The organism is Nitrospira sp. BLG_1, from assembly GCF_047338595.1.
GTDB lineage: Bacteria > Nitrospirota > Nitrospiria > Nitrospirales > Nitrospiraceae > Nitrospira_D.
On sequence record NZ_JBLFBO010000032.1, the window covers coordinates 16,217 to 30,723 of the forward strand.

Annotated in this window: 19 protein-coding genes; 2 read left to right on the forward strand and 17 right to left on the reverse strand. The window is 55.2% G+C overall.

The genetic code is table 11. The features are described from left to right. Positions 1–13 precede the first annotated feature (13 nt). Positions 14–424: an alternative ribosome rescue aminoacyl-tRNA hydrolase ArfB gene (gene arfB, locus ACMTNU_RS16090; RefSeq protein WP_413936323.1), complete on the forward strand. Its 411-nt coding sequence runs from the start codon at positions 14–16 to the stop codon at positions 422–424. A gap of 106 nt (positions 425–530) precedes the next feature. Here arfB and ACMTNU_RS16095 read toward each other — a convergent pair whose 3' ends face one another. The 16 genes from ACMTNU_RS16095 to ACMTNU_RS16170 form a co-directional block, all read right to left on the reverse strand. Beyond that, a complete protein-coding gene (locus ACMTNU_RS16095) occupies positions 531–953 on the reverse strand; it encodes a DUF4118 domain-containing protein (protein WP_413936324.1) in 423 nt (140 codons plus the stop codon). Further along, positions 950–1,084: a hypothetical protein gene (locus tag ACMTNU_RS16100; RefSeq protein ID WP_413936325.1), complete on the reverse strand. Its 135-nt coding sequence runs from the start codon at positions 1,082–1,084 to the stop codon at positions 950–952. Before ACMTNU_RS16100 ends, ACMTNU_RS16095 begins: the two co-directional genes overlap by 4 nt. A 352-nt stretch (positions 1,085–1,436) precedes the next feature. Continuing rightward, on the reverse strand, positions 1,437–2,096 hold the full coding sequence (locus ACMTNU_RS16105; protein WP_413936326.1) for a tetratricopeptide repeat protein: 660 nt from the start codon (positions 2,094–2,096) through the stop codon (positions 1,437–1,439). Between the two features lie 261 nt (positions 2,097–2,357). Beyond that, positions 2,358–3,137 (reverse strand): enoyl-ACP reductase, encoded by a 780-nt coding sequence (locus ACMTNU_RS16110; RefSeq protein WP_413936327.1) that lies wholly within the window; start codon positions 3,135–3,137, stop codon positions 2,358–2,360. Between the two features lie 362 nt (positions 3,138–3,499). After that, entirely contained in the window at positions 3,500–4,015 is a 516-nt protein-coding gene (locus tag ACMTNU_RS16115; protein WP_413936328.1) for an NUDIX domain-containing protein, read from the reverse strand. Positions 4,016–4,104: 89 nt separating this feature from the next. Next, positions 4,105–5,208: a glycine cleavage system aminomethyltransferase GcvT gene (gcvT, locus tag ACMTNU_RS16120; RefSeq protein WP_413936329.1), complete on the reverse strand. Its 1,104-nt coding sequence runs from the start codon at positions 5,206–5,208 to the stop codon at positions 4,105–4,107. A gap of 69 nt (positions 5,209–5,277) precedes the next feature. Next, positions 5,278–5,634 (reverse strand): FKBP-type peptidyl-prolyl cis-trans isomerase, encoded by a 357-nt coding sequence (locus ACMTNU_RS16125; RefSeq protein ID WP_413936342.1) that lies wholly within the window; start codon positions 5,632–5,634, stop codon positions 5,278–5,280. Positions 5,635–5,934: 300 nt separating this feature from the next. Next, entirely contained in the window at positions 5,935–7,104 is a 1,170-nt protein-coding gene (locus tag ACMTNU_RS16130) for an FIST N-terminal domain-containing protein (RefSeq protein WP_413936330.1), read from the reverse strand. A 78-nt stretch (positions 7,105–7,182) separates the two neighbouring features. Further along, complete coding sequence (locus tag ACMTNU_RS16135; protein WP_413936331.1) at positions 7,183–7,410, reverse strand: hypothetical protein; 228 nt, start codon at positions 7,408–7,410, stop codon at positions 7,183–7,185. 103 nt (positions 7,411–7,513) lie between these two features. Continuing rightward, positions 7,514–8,725, reverse strand: a complete 1,212-nt coding sequence (locus tag ACMTNU_RS16140) for a P1 family peptidase (RefSeq protein WP_413936332.1) — start codon at positions 8,723–8,725, stop codon at positions 7,514–7,516. Next, complete coding sequence (locus tag ACMTNU_RS16145) at positions 8,715–10,112, reverse strand: MBL fold metallo-hydrolase RNA specificity domain-containing protein (protein WP_413936333.1); 1,398 nt, start codon at positions 10,110–10,112, stop codon at positions 8,715–8,717. Before ACMTNU_RS16145 ends, ACMTNU_RS16140 begins: the two co-directional genes overlap by 11 nt. Next, positions 10,109–10,963 (reverse strand): TIGR00730 family Rossman fold protein, encoded by an 855-nt coding sequence (locus ACMTNU_RS16150; RefSeq protein ID WP_413936334.1) that lies wholly within the window; start codon positions 10,961–10,963, stop codon positions 10,109–10,111. Before ACMTNU_RS16150 ends, ACMTNU_RS16145 begins: the two co-directional genes overlap by 4 nt. After that, on the reverse strand, positions 10,956–11,462 hold the full coding sequence (locus tag ACMTNU_RS16155; RefSeq protein ID WP_413936335.1) for a hypothetical protein: 507 nt from the start codon (positions 11,460–11,462) through the stop codon (positions 10,956–10,958). Before ACMTNU_RS16155 ends, ACMTNU_RS16150 begins: the two co-directional genes overlap by 8 nt. A gap of 1 nt (position 11,463) precedes the next feature. After that, positions 11,464–11,850, reverse strand: a complete 387-nt coding sequence (locus tag ACMTNU_RS16160) for a hypothetical protein (RefSeq protein WP_413936336.1) — start codon at positions 11,848–11,850, stop codon at positions 11,464–11,466. Between the two features lie 14 nt (positions 11,851–11,864). Then, positions 11,865–12,365, reverse strand: coding sequence for a GNAT family N-acetyltransferase (locus tag ACMTNU_RS16165; RefSeq protein ID WP_413936337.1), 501 nt, complete (start codon positions 12,363–12,365; stop codon positions 11,865–11,867). A gap of 3 nt (positions 12,366–12,368) precedes the next feature. After that, positions 12,369–12,980: a DUF502 domain-containing protein gene (locus ACMTNU_RS16170; protein ID WP_413936338.1), complete on the reverse strand. Its 612-nt coding sequence runs from the start codon at positions 12,978–12,980 to the stop codon at positions 12,369–12,371. A gap of 133 nt (positions 12,981–13,113) precedes the next feature. Here ACMTNU_RS16170 and ACMTNU_RS16175 point away from each other — a divergent pair, with 133 nt between their 5' ends. Continuing rightward, complete coding sequence (locus ACMTNU_RS16175; RefSeq protein ID WP_413936339.1) at positions 13,114–13,374, forward strand: Trm112 family protein; 261 nt, start codon at positions 13,114–13,116, stop codon at positions 13,372–13,374. A gap of 741 nt (positions 13,375–14,115) precedes the next feature. On the opposite strand, the gene ACMTNU_RS16180 is transcribed toward ACMTNU_RS16175, so the two are convergent. Beyond that, on the reverse strand, positions 14,116–14,507 hold a 392-nt coding region (locus ACMTNU_RS16180), incomplete at its 5' end, for a hypothetical protein (RefSeq protein ID WP_413936340.1).

The window sequence follows — 14,507 nt, forward strand, 5'->3', positions numbered from 1 at the left end:
CTAACTACTTTCCATGCTGCTCATTTCATCGTCTGTTTCTATTCCCGATCACGAGATCGACCTCCGCGCCGTCCGTTCGCAAGGCGCCGGCGGACAGAACGTCAATAAGGTTTCCACTGCCGTCCATCTACGATTTGATATTCATGCGTCTTCGTTGCCGCAGTTCTACAAAGCAGCCTTGCTGAGCCTCCATGATCACCGCATTTCAGCCGACGGCGTGATCACGATCAAGGCACAGCAACATCGGACACAGGAACGGAATCGAGAGGATGCGCTTACCCGTTTACAAGGACTCATTCAACGCGCCGCTGTACCACGCAAGAAACGCAAGCCAACCGTGCCCACCAAAGGGTCTCACGCTCGACGAATTGAGTCAAAGAAGCGGCAAGGGCGACTCAAGGCACTGCGGAAGGCAGTCGACTGACCGGTCGGTATCTATACGGGAGAGCACGGTGGGCGTTGGTCTGGAGCTCTAAACTTTAGTGCACCGTCTCTGATAGGCGGACAACGTGACTCGTCCTTCGTAGCCTTTAGACGTGATGCGTTAATTTGGAATTCACTTCCGGCATCCCGCCAGACTGGACGCGCTGTTCTCTTTGTTCACTTTGCCTCAACGCCCATCGCCAGGTCTGAGTATATCCGATCATTGCGACCCCGATGAGCGTATAGATCGTCAGTCCCGCCTGATCGATATGGTTCCCCATGCTCAATTCGTACCGAGGAGAGACAAAAAACCAATTCCAGACCAGTGCGCCTAGGATCAGTGCCATCAGAGACGCTCCGATCCCCCCATACCATGTCGTCACAGCTGTCGCAATGAGGAACGTCACGAACGGCATCGAATCGTCGAGAAAAAAATCCCCGACCAGGCGAGTGAGGAACGCGACGAGTATGCTGCCCAGTGCGATCCCGTACTGACGCCGGGTTGATATCGGCGAAATGGTTGTTTTCATGGGCATCCCACCCGTAACCGACGCTGGCCTCTGAGAGTTCGTTTCGACCACAGTCCGGTTCTGGGTAGCATCCCGACCGATGCTGCCCCATGCTCTTTCTTGTCCGGTCTGACCGTCGCGTAGTGAGTCATGTGTTCTCCCTTCCCGACGATTCTGATAACCACCCGTCTGGTAAGGAAGACGTATTATACAGTACGCCATTGCGACAGAATATGCCAATCGACAAGTATCCTAGACCTCCTTACCTGTAGGTTTTCACGGGATCCCATCATGTATAGTCCAATGTATTCAGAAAAGAGGCAGCCGTCGCACAGACCGGCAGCGGTCATCACATAGGTGCAATGCGGAACGAATATCCCGGCGGAGGTTAACTGGGCTGGATTGAATAATGGTGCGCGGGCTCTTTCGGGACTCAAAAGACTAAGGAGAGTTTGAATGTATCGGATACCGCTCCAAAGAATGTGGGGTCCAGCGCTTTCGAAACTACGACCGCTGTTCTTTATTCTTTGACGCGTTCGCTTTAGCCTGCTGGAGCATGGCCTCGGCCTCTGGAATGAAATCCATCTGCTTCTGTTTCTGCGCGATCACTAGGGCCATACTCGCCAGAGCAGCAGCCTCGTCATGCCGACCTCGTTCACATCGCACTCTGGCAAGCGCGAGCCTGGCATTGACCGCTTGGGGAGCCTGATCAATGACCTGTTGTAAGAGGCGTTCGCCTTCTTTCACGTCTCCACCCAACAGGCCGGGGAGTTTCACCAGTAACGTCCCTTTGGCCGAAATGGCTTCAAGATGAGTAGGAGCGATCTCCAAGGTTCGATCCAATTCCTTCATCATCCGGCGAAGCCCAAAGAGGGAGGTAAGGGTTTCCCCATCGATGCGTAGCAGCTCTCCCAGGTTGCAGAACAAGGCGAAGTGTGCATCGGCGCTTCCTTCATCTTCAGCCACCGCCTGTTCACCCAGCCGCTGTCCTTGCTGAAAATGGGCGAGGCGCGTATCTCGATCTTTGGCCAATCTTCCTTGATGACATTGATCAAGTGCCTGTTTTGGCAATGTTCTCCCTGAGGATTCGGCCATGGTAGTTGAGGGGAGAAGCAATATCCCACTTGGGATGAGCGTCATCAGCACCAGCAATGCGCTTTTCATACACTGTGCACCCTATATGACATAGCACCATCCTGCCTTGAATCGGGAATATAACCAGCAAACCCGATGCCATTGTGCCATGTCCTCTGGTCACTCTAACTCATTGATAACGTAAGTTTACCCCATCAATGGTGCTTCGTGTCTCGAACTGAACTGAAGCAGAAAGGACATAGGAGAGTTCCCTCTCGCACAGACCTGGACGATAATACCTTCATGCCTTGCACCACCACTGATCTCGAAAGAGAGAAACTCGGCACCGATCTACTCGCTCGGCGCGACCATCCCAAGAATATTGAAGCCTCCGTCGACATAGATGACTTCCCCACTGATTCCCCGTCCTAAGGAGCTGACCAAAAACAAGGCCGTATCGCCGACGTCACCTTGCTCCGTTGGTCGTCGAAGCGGAGCCACCTCTTTGTGATGATCCACCATCTTCGTAATGCCCGAAACGCCGCGAGCCGCCAGGGTCTTGATCGGTCCGGCAGAGATCGCATTGACCCGGATGTTCAGGGGCCCAAGGTCGTAGGCCAGATAACGAACGGCTGATTCGAGAGCCGCTTTAGCGACACCCATCACGTTGTAGTGAGGCACCACACGCTCGCTGCCGAGATACGTGAGGGTCACAATGGAGCCCCCAGCCGTCATTAACGGCAAGGCGGCTCGTGCAACGGCAATCAAAGAATAGGCACTGATATCGAGCGCCATCGCGAACCCCTGTCGACTGGTGTTGATAAATTGCCCGGTCAACTCCTCACGGGGCGCAAAGGCCAGTGAGTGGACGAGAAAATCGATTTGGCCGAAGTCTTTTTGCACTTGCTGCATCAGCGCAGTAATTTCACTGTCATTACTCACATCACAGGGAAAGGCCTTGGCCCCCGGCAACGTGGCGGTCAGCTCTTCGACATTCTGCTTCAACCGTTCATTTTGATAATTAAAAAACAGTTGGGCACCTTGTCCGGCAGTAGACTGGGCAATGGCCCAGGCGATGCTGTGCTTATTAGCCACACCGATGATGAGCCCCTTTTTTCCGTTGAGCAACATGGGCACAGTTCTCCTTCCCTCTCTAGGCTGTATTCAGCGATTCAAGTCGCTTCTTGCTTGGTACTGGCTTTCACCCAGCGCTATGTTCAACCGGCTTCGACCAGAGCCTGTCCAGGGCGATTCCCCGCACTCCAGGCATGTTTGAACGGCGAAACATAGCATGATTCGTCATGCCATGTGAATGTAGTCCGTACACGACCGATAGAGGCTCGCCTGCCATGGGAATTGATGTGACAGGATAGGCGGTTCGCAGAGGGTTCTGTTTTTGAAGAGACTGATTTTAAAGGATGTTTACACCGATATTCGTGGCAATGAGATGCATGACGAGAAGAACGGGAGGTATAGATTCACGCCGACACAGTTCATCGACGGTGAACCTTGATATAGACAGCCTGCAATCCCACGATAGTCTTACCATCACGGATGGTCCCATCCTCAATTTTGGTAATCGCCTCTGAAAGCGGCATCTCAACCACATCCAGCACTTCATCTCGATCCAAGTGTTGCCGGCCCTTCGTGAGGCCAGTCGCCTTGTAGACATGAATCACTTCATCAGCAAACCCTGGTGCCGTGAAGATACTGGAGAGCAGTTCAAAGGTAGAGGCTCGATAGCCGACTTCCTCTTCGAGTTCTCGCGCAGCGCAATGCAACGGATCTTCGCCCGGAGCAAGTTTTCCAGCAGGTATCTCGTAAATGAATCCACCGGCTGCGTGACGGAACTGCCGGATTAAGACCACCGTGCCATCGTCTTTGACCGGTACCACGGCCGCAGCCCCAGGGTGGCGAATCGTCTCAAGGTCCACCGTAACCCCGTTGGGCAATTGGACGGTATCGACGTTGAGGGTGATGACTTTCCCGGTGTAGATATTTCGTGTCATGGGAGTCGATGGCTCATAGCCAATGGCTTATCGTAAGGAGGTCGACAAACGGGATCGACGTTCTTCTTTCTGCTATAGGCCATACGCCATCAGCTCTTGAGTTTCTTATAGAACGGCGGCTTCACCACTATGGCTGGTACGGCCTTCCCCCGGATGTCGACCTGAATTCTCGTCCCCGGTTCGGCGTAGCGTGACACCACAGAGGCCAAGCCGATCCCCTTTTGCAAGATCGGTGACAGGTTACCACTTGTGACCTCGCCGATGGATTGCCCCGATGAGTCGGCTGAAAGCATGGGGAAACCATGACGGGGAACAGCCTTTTCAAGCAATTCAAACCCGACTAATCGACGGGCCAACCCCTGTGTCCGTTGAGCCAACAGGGATGCTCGACCGACAAACTCACCTTTCTCAAGATTCACCACCCACTCAGCTCCAGCGTCCAGAGGACTGGTCTCTTCGCTGATATCGTTTCCGTACAACAGATACCCCATGTCCAGTCTGAGCAAATCACGCGCACCCAAGCCTGCCGGCTTTAGGCCTTCCGACTGACCAACTTTCAACAGCTGCTCCCAGGCCTGAGCTGCGAGGTGAGCCGGAAGATAAAGCTCATAGCCCAATTCACCGGTGTAGCCTGTCCGCGAAACAATGATGGACCCGCCGAACGCGGTGACTTCTCGGCACTGTCTAACTTTAAGGTCCGCAACCTCAGCCACTCCGGCATCAATCAACAGGTCGCGCGAGATGGGACCTTGCACCGCAATCTGTGCCAGCTCGGTTGAGCGATCCCTGACTTTGCATCCCTGCACATGGGAAACTTTTTCCATGAACCACGTAACGATCTTCTCGCGATTCGAAGCATTGACGCAAACGAGAAACTCGTACGGCTTCACATGATAAATAAAGATGTCGTCTTTGATCCCGCCGTTGGGGTTGCACACCATCGAATACTGAGAGGAGCGAACGGAAATCTTGGAAACGTCATTGGTGGTGACATACTGCAGAAACCCGACGGAACCTGGGCCGGAGACCGTGATCCGGCCCATGTGGCTCACGTCGAAAAGACCGGCCTTGCTACGAACGGTGTGATATTCATCCACCACGCCGCTGTACTGGATAGGCATCTCCCATCCGGCGAAGTCAACCAGCTTAGCGCCGGCGGCGCGATGTTGTGCGATGAGAGGAGTCTGTTGCATAACAATTCACGCTGACAAGCGTATCAAAGTATTGGGATCGGACCTGTCAGCTTATTAGCTTGAAGCCTGTTATCGTACTCCGAGTAACTCCACATCAAAAATCAACGTGGCATTCGGTGGGATCACCCCACCGGCTCCACGCGAACCGTATCCCAAATCCGATGGGATCGTCAGCTTGCGCTTGCCGCCAACCTTCATCCCCTGCACCCCTTCGTCCCAGCCCTTAATGACACGCCCGGCGCCGAGCGGGAAGGAAAAGGGTTGTCCTCGATCGACGGAGCTATCGAACTTTTTTCCGTTTTCGAGCCAGCCAGTATAGTGCACGCTCACATTCTTTCCTACAACGGCCACGTCCCCCGTCCCGACCGCTTGATCGACATATTTCAGCCCGGACGGCGTGGTTACTTCTTGATTGCTCTCGGCCATGGAACCTCCTACTCCCACTGCTAACGTCAGCACGACGATCGCCATGAGTGATGAAAGATACGGTGATTTCATAGGAATCTCCTCCTCACACTGTATGGCACGGGAGGGAGGGTATGGTCAACTGGAACCTGGCGAGCCGGTTACTGAGGGGCCATTGGCTCCTGTTGGGTGGGCAAAACCAGGATAGCAGAATGAAAGCCTTTCCGCTCCTCCGCCTGTTCGCTTCACGCTTCACGAAATACGCTTCACACCCATTGGAACGATGCGAGAACAAAGCTGGCAGACTGTTTCAACAGCCTGCTAGCGGTCGCGTTCGGCGAAGAGCGCCACACTCGCCGTGTAACCATGGAGAAAGTTTCGTCCGCCGATCGGGCCGATTTCGCCCTGCGCGAAAAACCCGGCGAGTGGAATCGCGCCCAACCGTGCCGACGCAGTCCCGGCATCATGGTTGGGCTTGCCAAAGAGGCCTTGGCCTCGCCCGCAACAACTGAACATCAACGCACCAAGCGGAGGGTGGCGATGCCGTGCATGATCCGCCGCAAGCAGGGCATTGAACTCCTGACTGGCTGAGACGGCATCGCGTAGTTGGAACTGCACCGTCTGTCCCTCTTGCACCACCTCTCCCACGGCAACCGCGCCGGTGGTTTGGTCGGCACCGAGCAGGTTGCGGACGAGGAAGTCTCCACGCTCAAAGCGGTTCCGATGCTCATCGATCACAATGCCGAGGTGGACGGCGCGATTGGCACCTCGTCGGTCTTCTTCAGACAATGAACTAAAGACCGTCTGCAGTCGCCCTAATGCCGGCTCTCCTCCCAATTCGTGAATCAGGTTTCGTTCTGCCTTGGTCACGACAAACCGCTCCCCGATCAAGCGACAGCCCTGAGAGATCACCGGCCGAATCTCCACGGCCCCGGAAATTCGCACACCCACCAACCCACCGTCATAAACCTGGTCGTTGAGCACTAAGCGATTCGCACCGACCTCTTGGCCGCCCCCGACGAGGCCACCGATCGCCTGGGCGCCAGGATAGCGATCATCCAGGATCCCCAGGATGTCTTGAACGGGCGTCGTAAAGGGATCGGCAAGCAGCAGGAAGGACCCATCGTCGACTCCGGGGATAGGCCATCCCGTGAGATGGAATTGGTCCTGGGTCGGTGAAAATGACGAATGCAGCGGATGGAGATCGACGTCGGGAAGGACAGCCGCCCAGACGGTGAGTGCGGGTGTGGTTTCGAGTTCCTCCGCTCCGGCAATCACCCCCTCGCCGCTACAGCCGAGGAGAAGTTTCGGACGAAGCGTTCCGGTCAGGAGCTCTGCCAACCGACCAGCTCCCTCGGTATGGTGTGCTGAGAAAAAGACACAGACAAGATCGATGGGAGCTCCACCCAGTTGCGTGCGAATACTCGCGGCTGCCTCGAACGCGGCCGAGTCCGTATCAACCTGTTGTGAGAGCGCGACAGAAAATTGCATGGACGAGCCTCATGGGATCGAATGGATCAGCAGTTGGAGCATGAAAATCATGGGCACAGGAGAGGAATCGCCCCGGGCTCAGACCCCCGGATCCATGCGCTGAGCTCGGACTTGCGCCAGTTTTTTGTAATAGCGCCACAGGTAGGAATGGTAGTCGTCGACCTGGGCAAGAAGATAGTGTAGTTCCGTCGGATCCTCTGTTTCCAGCGCCTGAATCATCCGCGCTTTCAGGAACTCGGCAAAGGCTTCCGTCTTTTGCACTGCCGTCATCAGCTGCAATCCACCGCCGATTTGGTAGTCGCCCATCGACATGATCTCCTTCGTGCACAGCTGGCCCGAAGAATAGCGAGGAAGATCCCGCAAATGCAAGCACGGTGACGGAGAACTGTGGAGACGGGTGGGTTACCGACTAGCGTTGAGACGGCCACAAGAGCCGCTTGAGGCGGATGAGATTGATGGCCTCGATGCGATGGTTGTCGCGGCCCGTGACGGACGTCGCCATGGTAAGGGCATTGAGGATGGCTTCTTCCGTGGCCTCGACCGTCGCGGTGATGAGGGAATTGATATGACTGTCGGCCAGGTGCGTAAGGGTGTAGGTGGGTTCTTTTGGATAGTGTGGAATCACATTCGCGGTGGAAAAGGCCAATATGAAATCTCCGCTGCTGTGCCTCGCCGTGGAGCCGGTGCGGGCCAGGCCGAGCGCGGCTCGCTTCGCGAGTCGCGTAAGCTGCCGGCTGTCGAGTGGGGCATCTGTGGCGATGATGACGATAATGGAACCTTCGCTCTGGCCGGGTGAGAGTGCCTGCGATTGTTGTTGCGCCGGTGATGGCTGCTCGTAGAGTTTTCCCACCGGCACACCGGCGATAACCAGTTCCGGTCGGCGGCCGTGGTTCGCATTGACCAGTACGCCGACCGTATAGCCGCCTTCTTCCTCGGACAGTTTTCGTGAAGCCGTGCCGATACCACCCTTAAACCCATACGACACCATACCGGTACCGGCGCCGATGGTACCCTCTTTCACTGGTCCAGCGCTGACGTTATCCAGAGCAGCGATCACGTCTTGCTCAGACACATGGCGGCCTTGGATGTCGTTCAGTCGCCCGTCGTCGCATTCCGCGATCACCGGCGTGAGCGTGTCATCTTCGATCCCGATGGCTGGATACTGCTTGATCATCCAACTCATCACGGCGTTCGCGACACGCGGGATATTCAAGGTGTTGGTGAGGGCTATGGGGTACTCGAGAAAGCCGGATTCCGCGACCCATGAGAGGCCTGTCATTTCTCCGGTCCCGTTGAGGACGAAGAATCCAGCGGGCACCTTCTTATGCCACACGTCGTCACGCGGCATCACAACCGTGACTCCGGTCCGCACGGGCCCCTGACCTGGAATCAATTTTCCTTCACCGGAGATGAGTGTGGTGTGTCCAACCTTCACGCCGACCACATCGGTAATCGCATTAAGCGGACCAGGCTGGAAGGAGCCGATGACGATGCCAAGATCTCGAATGCGTTGGCGTGGCTGATCAGGCTCAGCAGCCGCGACGGAGAAACAACCGCTGAGTAGTGCGGCAATGCAAGACACGAACACCACTTGTGTGGAATGCCGGGCGCTAGAGTTCATGTGTACTGGCCGGGTGCGGAACCCGCACGTCGATCTTTGGGTGCTCTGCTTGAATAGCTGCGCCCAACGACAGGGCCTGCTTCTCCTCACCATGGACGACAAACACCTTGCTGGGCAGAGGATTGATGGCACGCACGTAGGCCAACAGATCATTCCGGTCGGCATGTGCCGACAGACCGTTGAATTTGACGATTTGAGCGCGACGCTTCGTTGGGATGCCAAAGATGGGCACCACATCCCACCCTTCCACGAGCTTACGGCCCAGCGTATGTTCCGCTTGAAAGCCGACGAAGACGATGACGTTCGCTTCGTCCTGAATGGCATGTTTCAGATGGTGGATGATGCGCCCTCCCTCGCACATGCCGGAGGACGAGATGATGACACAGGGCCCGCGCATGGCATTGAGACGCTTGCTCTCTTCCGGCGAGGAGACAAAGTGAATATAGCGCGAGGCAAAGACATCGCCCCCCGATGAAAAGGTCTTCATGGTTTCCTCGTCATAGCACTCGGGATGCCGCTTGAAGACTTCGGTAGCCTTTCCCGCTAATGGCGAGTCGATATAAATCGGGATCGGCTCGACTCGGCCTTCACCTACCAACTCCTTGATCCGCATCACCAGTTCCTGCGTGCGTCCCACGGCAAATGCCGGGACGATGATCTTGCTCTTATGTGTTCTGGCATGCTCGATCAGGTCTTGCGCCTTTCTCTTCATCTCCTCGCCGGCCTGTTCATGCAAGCGGTCGCCGTAGGTCGATTCGAGGATGAGGATATCGCAGGCTGGTGGCGGTTCGGGATCGCGGAGGATCGGCATATGGGATCGTCCCAGATCACCGCTGAACAAGACCGTGGTGGTATTGCCGCGTGCTGTGTATTTCACACGGACTGCGGCTGAACCTAAGATGTGGCCTGCGTCATGGAATGATGCCGTAATGCGGGGCGCGATCTTCACTTGGTCTCCATACCGAGTGCCTTCGAATCGCTTCACAATCTTGCGGACATCGTCCGCATCATAGATCGGCTGAACACAAGTTTTTCCCCGTCGGCGCTCCTGTTTGTTGACGTACCGACAATCGTATTCCTGCACACGAGCCGAATCTTCCAGCATAATCCCGGCCAAGTCTGCTGAGGCTCTGGTCAAATATACCTTTCCTGAAAACCCTTGTCCCGGAAGCACCGGCAAAGCTCCTGAATGGTCGATATGCGCATGCGAGAGCAGCACGGCTCCAAGCGACTTCGGGTCAAACCCCAAATCCTGATTCTTCCGGAAGGCCTCCTGGCGGCGGCCCTGAAACATTCCGCAATCGAACATGAGCCGAAAGCCAGGAGCTTCCAGCAGATGACGACTCCCCGTGACTGAACGAGCTGCTCCGTAGAATGAGAGTTTCATGTGGTGGGTACTCCGTTGTGGCGTGCGATCAGGTCCCAGGCTTCTTGAGCCGTTTCCGCATAGTGAAAAAGATCCAGGTCCGTCTGTGCAATGAGTCCGTACTCCACAAGCAGTTGCCAGTTGATCAGTCTTTCCCAGAAGTCTCGACCGACAAGAATGACGATGACCTTGTCCGTCTTACCCGTCTGGAGCAGAGTCAATGTTTCAAACAGTTCGTCGAGCGTGCCAAATCCTCCCGGGAATGCGACGAGTGCCTTGGCCCTGATGAGAAAATGCATTTTCCTGATCGCAAAGTAGCGAAACTGAAAGCTGAGTCGAGGGGTGATGTAGGGATTTGGGTACTGTTCGTGCGGCAGCGTAATGTTGAGCCCGATCGACTTGGCACTCACGTCTGCCGCACCACGGTTGGCGGCCTCCATAATGCCGGGACCACCGCCCGTCACGATGACGTAATCGCAATGTCCATCCACTTGGCAGGTCGAGGAGACCAGCCGACTGAATTCTCGGGCCACGTCGTAGTATTGGGCGAGTTCACACTGCCGCTTGGCGATGGCCACGTTCCGCCGGCATGCCGGATCCGTCGGCATGCGGGCCGCCTCCGCTTCAGCTTGCTTGAGCGCCAGTTTGGCCACCACCGGCTCATGCAGTCTCGCACTGCCGAAGACGACGATCGTTGATTCAATCTGTTCTTCTTTTTGGATGAGTTCGGGCTTCAGCAGTTCCAGACCGATTCGAATAGGACGCAATTCATCCCGTTGAAGAAACTCGGTGTCTTTATCGGCTGGGATATAGGAAGCAGACGGGTTATCACTCGTCGGCCACGGAGCGGGATCTATCGTTCCCTCACTCATGGCTTGCCATTATAGCGGGTCGAACCGGGCTAGTGCCAAGTAGTAATTCAGCGGGGGCTGAGCGTCCTGACTGCTGAAACGGATAGGGGTAGAAGGGCGGCCTGATGAGATGGCGAAGAAACTCCTTCTGGCGAACGACCCACTGCCCGTCACACAAGACCTCAAAGGCATCAACCCCAAGTCCCGTGCGGGAAAAAATAAGATCGGGATCCACCGGTGTCCATGGTTTTGCCAACCAACCAAAATTAACCCGGGAGTATTTCAGGTCAAGGAATCGGTAGGTGGCGACCACCCCCGAATCAGAATCGACGATGGAATCGGGCGCCCCCAGGTGAGCGACCACTTCGGACAAGGTCGTTTTTCCAGGTACGATGAAGGCCACATCCTCCGGAGCAAGGGAGGTATTGAGCGAGACGCGGATGACATTACAACCCAGCGCAGAGAGACCAATCAGTACTCCCAGCACAATCGAGGCCATTCTACGGATCACCTGTGTCATGTCATTCCCCAAACGGCCAGAATCGGAAGGCCAACGCGTCGGTACGTTTCGATGCGATCACGTCTTCGACGATCCCATCACGGTTGAGAACGACGAAAAGATCATCACTTTTAATGGAAAGACGTGAGAAATTGAGGATGATCAATAGGAGACTCCCCGCCTTGGCATCATATCGGTAGTACTGAAAGACGTCTCGACCATTCAGTGGTACTAGCCTATCTGGAGCGCCCAGGAGGCGAAGGACCTCATCCTTCGTGGTGACTCCTTTTTGAAGCGCTGCGACGGTGTCCGATTTAATGTCGTCTCCTAGCGTCCCCCTGCTGAACGCGCACCCTTGTATGAGCAGGGTGACGACCAGAAGAGCATAGATGGATCGAGCAATCTTCATGTCGAGTCCTCCTTTCAGGGATTCGGCCGCTGAGGGCCCAGTATGAAATCCTCTTCGTAGATAGTATAGACAGAGGGGCTGAGTCCCACACGTTGATAGACAGTTTGGGCATCGTGATTCCGGTATTCCACGTAGAGGCGTATTCCACAAACTTGCGGATCCATTTTCGCTCGCGCGGCAATGTGTTCATGCATCGCTCGATACACTCCACGGCGGCGCCACTCCGGTCTCACATAGACGCTTTGCACCCACCAAAAGACTCCGTTCCGCCAATCACTCCACTCAAATGTGATCATGAGTTGGCCGACAGCAGTCCGGATTGTCTCGACCGAAGTTTCTGCCACGATGTAAAAACCATGCTGAGGTTGTGTCAACAGTGCGAGCGTGCCTTTTCGGAGTCGATCAAGATCCAACCGGCGCTGTTCGGTTTCGAGTGCCATAGCTGCATTGAACTCGAGGATCGGCTGCACATCATGCACCGTGGCTGGCCTAATGACGAACAAGTCCGGATTCATCGCTTATGGTAAAGCCGGGGGAGACGTGGTAAGCCATCCAGCCCGTGGCCTGTAAAATCCTGCCGAGAATTCCATTTTCATGGCCTCCTCGAAAGGCAGATTAATCGGTTTGAGCGCGGGTTCCGGAATGAAGGCCAAGTATCCGGTAAATGGATGAATAGCCGTTGGAACAAACACCATCACAAGTGTATGGGACCGGTCCACCTGAAGAGTCGGCGGGGCGGTACCCATGACAAATCCTAAAGCCCAACATCCGTCCCGAGGAAATGGAAAGGCGACTACCCGGCTCTGGCCGAAGCGGGAACGAAAATTGACCAAGTCAGTCATGCCTTTTAAGGTGAGATAAATACTTTGGACCAGTGGAATCTGTTCAATCCGCCGCTCCACCCGCTCGAACAGACCGCGAGCGATCATATGATCACCGATGACTCCGACAAGAATGAGCAGGAGCACTAAGAGCAGCAGGCCAAGACCAGGAACAGGATAGACCAGATATCGTCCCACTACACTATCAAGTGCAGTAAAGAGGGTCGAGAGGATCAGCAGTGTGGCCCAGGCCGGCACAAGGAGAATGAGCCCAGCCACACAGGTTTTCCAGAAGGCTTTCACCATCATATTCCGTTCTTGGCCACCGGTTGTTGGTAGTGTAGCAGAGTTTGCCATCGCTGAAGAGGTCTTGAGACTTCATCGTACTTGGTGGCATGATACAGAATAAGATTTTGTGACAAGCGTGGGAAGGATTAAGTTCATGAATATCAACCCGGATCTGCTGGCGATCCTCTGTTGCCCCGAGACAAAGCAGAAAGTGACGGTCGCAGAAGACGCCGTCATCATCGCATTAAATACCTCAGTTACTCGAGGTGGATTGAAAAACAAGGGCAATCGACCAGTTACGGAACCGTTTGAGGCAGGGCTAGTCCGTGAGGACGGAACACTCCTCTACCCCATCCGAGACAATATTCCTGTGATGCTGATTGAAGAGGGAATTCCCCTGACGCAGATTCAGTGACGGTCCCCTCATTGGAATTGAGCCTTCCGGATTCAGACGCTGCCTGATCATCCCGATACCGACAACGCCCCCTCATATGTGACCAGTGAACGTCGGTCCTTTCCTACGCCTTGATGTTCAGAGCTACTCCCAGCCACCCAGAAATCGCAATGTTATGCGAAGTCTTTGACTCTCGGATGCTCAGCGGTCTGCGAGTCGGCTCTTGCACATGACCAAGTTCCGTGAACTTGGGGCTACTCGCTTTGTAACACGAACCTTGTTCAGGGTGGTGGAGATTATGGCGCGACAATGTGAACGGGTTTTTCAGGGTTCTCGGTCTTTGACCCGGTGGAGGTCCCACATTGCGCACAGAGATATTCGTAGAGATTTCCGGTGGGAAGGACGAGAAGCAGGCGCTCTCTGGTCGGTGTGGCCACTCGACACCGGGGACAATAGAGAAGTGAGGCATTCAAGGACCCAAATTGATCCTGCTGGCCTGCCGGCGAAGGACGAGTCCGACTTCGTTGAGCCGAGGGACGACCGGGGACCCAGGGCATCCCTGGCTTACGTGGCGGTTGAAACATAATTCATTCTATTGAGATCCCTGCGGCAGGGTCAAGTCATTACGAGTTCGTTCCCGCCATAGCCAGGCGGCTAAAGAGGGTTCGTCGACAAAATACCAGAAACGTAGCGAAGAGGTTAACGGGGCCCCCAGTCAACATGGCTGGCTGATGCATGCCCCGTTCAGAAGGAACGTGTGTCTTAGGCAGGAGTTTTGGCGGACTCGATCTCAGTCGCAGTAATCAGACTCGAAAGGTAGTCTGCGACAAAATTGAGAGCCTCTTCACGCCCATCAGCCCGGCGGCCTTTTTCCCGCCTTTGGACTGATAATTCATGTTCCAAGTCGGACTTCACCTCACCCAAAATGCGCTGCAGGGAGGACGGCGTGAGGTTCGCATCCATCTCTTCAAGTTCCTGACAGCGATCAAGGACCCAATTGAGCCCCTCAATGCGTCCTGCATAGTGCTCCTGTTCCGCCGTATCGATCCGTGCCATCGCGGTGGCAAAGGTTTGTGCTTCGTAGATCAGGTTATAAAAGCTGGTGACCGCACGTTGTAGGGATGGATTCATAACACTCCTTTTCCAGTAGATGA

What these genes read in the sequence shown, in the direction of transcription:
- ACMTNU_RS16150 (WP_413936334.1), bottom strand. Translation starts at nt 10,963, where the DNA reads ATGAGTGAGGGAACGATAGATCCCGCTCCGTGGCCGACGAGTGATAAC.
- ACMTNU_RS16105 (WP_413936326.1), bottom strand. Translation starts at nt 2,096, where the DNA reads ATGAAAAGCGCATTGCTGGTGCTGATGACGCTCATCCCAAGTGGGATA.
- ACMTNU_RS16125 (WP_413936342.1), bottom strand. Translation starts at nt 5,634, where the DNA reads ATGGCCGAGAGCAATCAAGAAGTAACCACGCCGTCCGGGCTGAAATAT.
- ACMTNU_RS16160 (WP_413936336.1), bottom strand. Translation starts at nt 11,850, where the DNA reads ATGAAGATTGCTCGATCCATCTATGCTCTTCTGGTCGTCACCCTGCTC.
- ACMTNU_RS16130 (WP_413936330.1), bottom strand. Translation starts at nt 7,104, where the DNA reads ATGCAATTTTCTGTCGCGCTCTCACAACAGGTTGATACGGACTCGGCC.
- ACMTNU_RS16175 (WP_413936339.1), top strand. Translation starts at nt 13,114, where the DNA reads ATGAATATCAACCCGGATCTGCTGGCGATCCTCTGTTGCCCCGAGACA.
- ACMTNU_RS16095 (WP_413936324.1), bottom strand. Translation starts at nt 953, where the DNA reads ATGAAAACAACCATTTCGCCGATATCAACCCGGCGTCAGTACGGGATC.
- ACMTNU_RS16100 (WP_413936325.1), bottom strand. Translation starts at nt 1,084, where the DNA reads ATGACTCACTACGCGACGGTCAGACCGGACAAGAAAGAGCATGGGGCA.
- ACMTNU_RS16165 (WP_413936337.1), bottom strand. Translation starts at nt 12,365, where the DNA reads ATGAATCCGGACTTGTTCGTCATTAGGCCAGCCACGGTGCATGATGTG.
- gcvT (WP_413936329.1), bottom strand. Translation starts at nt 5,208, where the DNA reads ATGCAACAGACTCCTCTCATCGCACAACATCGCGCCGCCGGCGCTAAG.
- arfB (WP_413936323.1), top strand. Translation starts at nt 14, where the DNA reads ATGCTGCTCATTTCATCGTCTGTTTCTATTCCCGATCACGAGATCGAC.
- ACMTNU_RS16135 (WP_413936331.1), bottom strand. Translation starts at nt 7,410, where the DNA reads ATGGGCGACTACCAAATCGGCGGTGGATTGCAGCTGATGACGGCAGTG.
- ACMTNU_RS16115 (WP_413936328.1), bottom strand. Translation starts at nt 4,015, where the DNA reads ATGACACGAAATATCTACACCGGGAAAGTCATCACCCTCAACGTCGAT.
- ACMTNU_RS16170 (WP_413936338.1), bottom strand. Translation starts at nt 12,980, where the DNA reads ATGATGGTGAAAGCCTTCTGGAAAACCTGTGTGGCTGGGCTCATTCTC.
- ACMTNU_RS16140 (WP_413936332.1), bottom strand. Translation starts at nt 8,725, where the DNA reads ATGAACTCTAGCGCCCGGCATTCCACACAAGTGGTGTTCGTGTCTTGC.
- ACMTNU_RS16155 (WP_413936335.1), bottom strand. Translation starts at nt 11,462, where the DNA reads ATGACACAGGTGATCCGTAGAATGGCCTCGATTGTGCTGGGAGTACTG.
- ACMTNU_RS16145 (WP_413936333.1), bottom strand. Translation starts at nt 10,112, where the DNA reads ATGAAACTCTCATTCTACGGAGCAGCTCGTTCAGTCACGGGGAGTCGT.
- ACMTNU_RS16110 (WP_413936327.1), bottom strand. Translation starts at nt 3,137, where the DNA reads ATGTTGCTCAACGGAAAAAAGGGGCTCATCATCGGTGTGGCTAATAAG.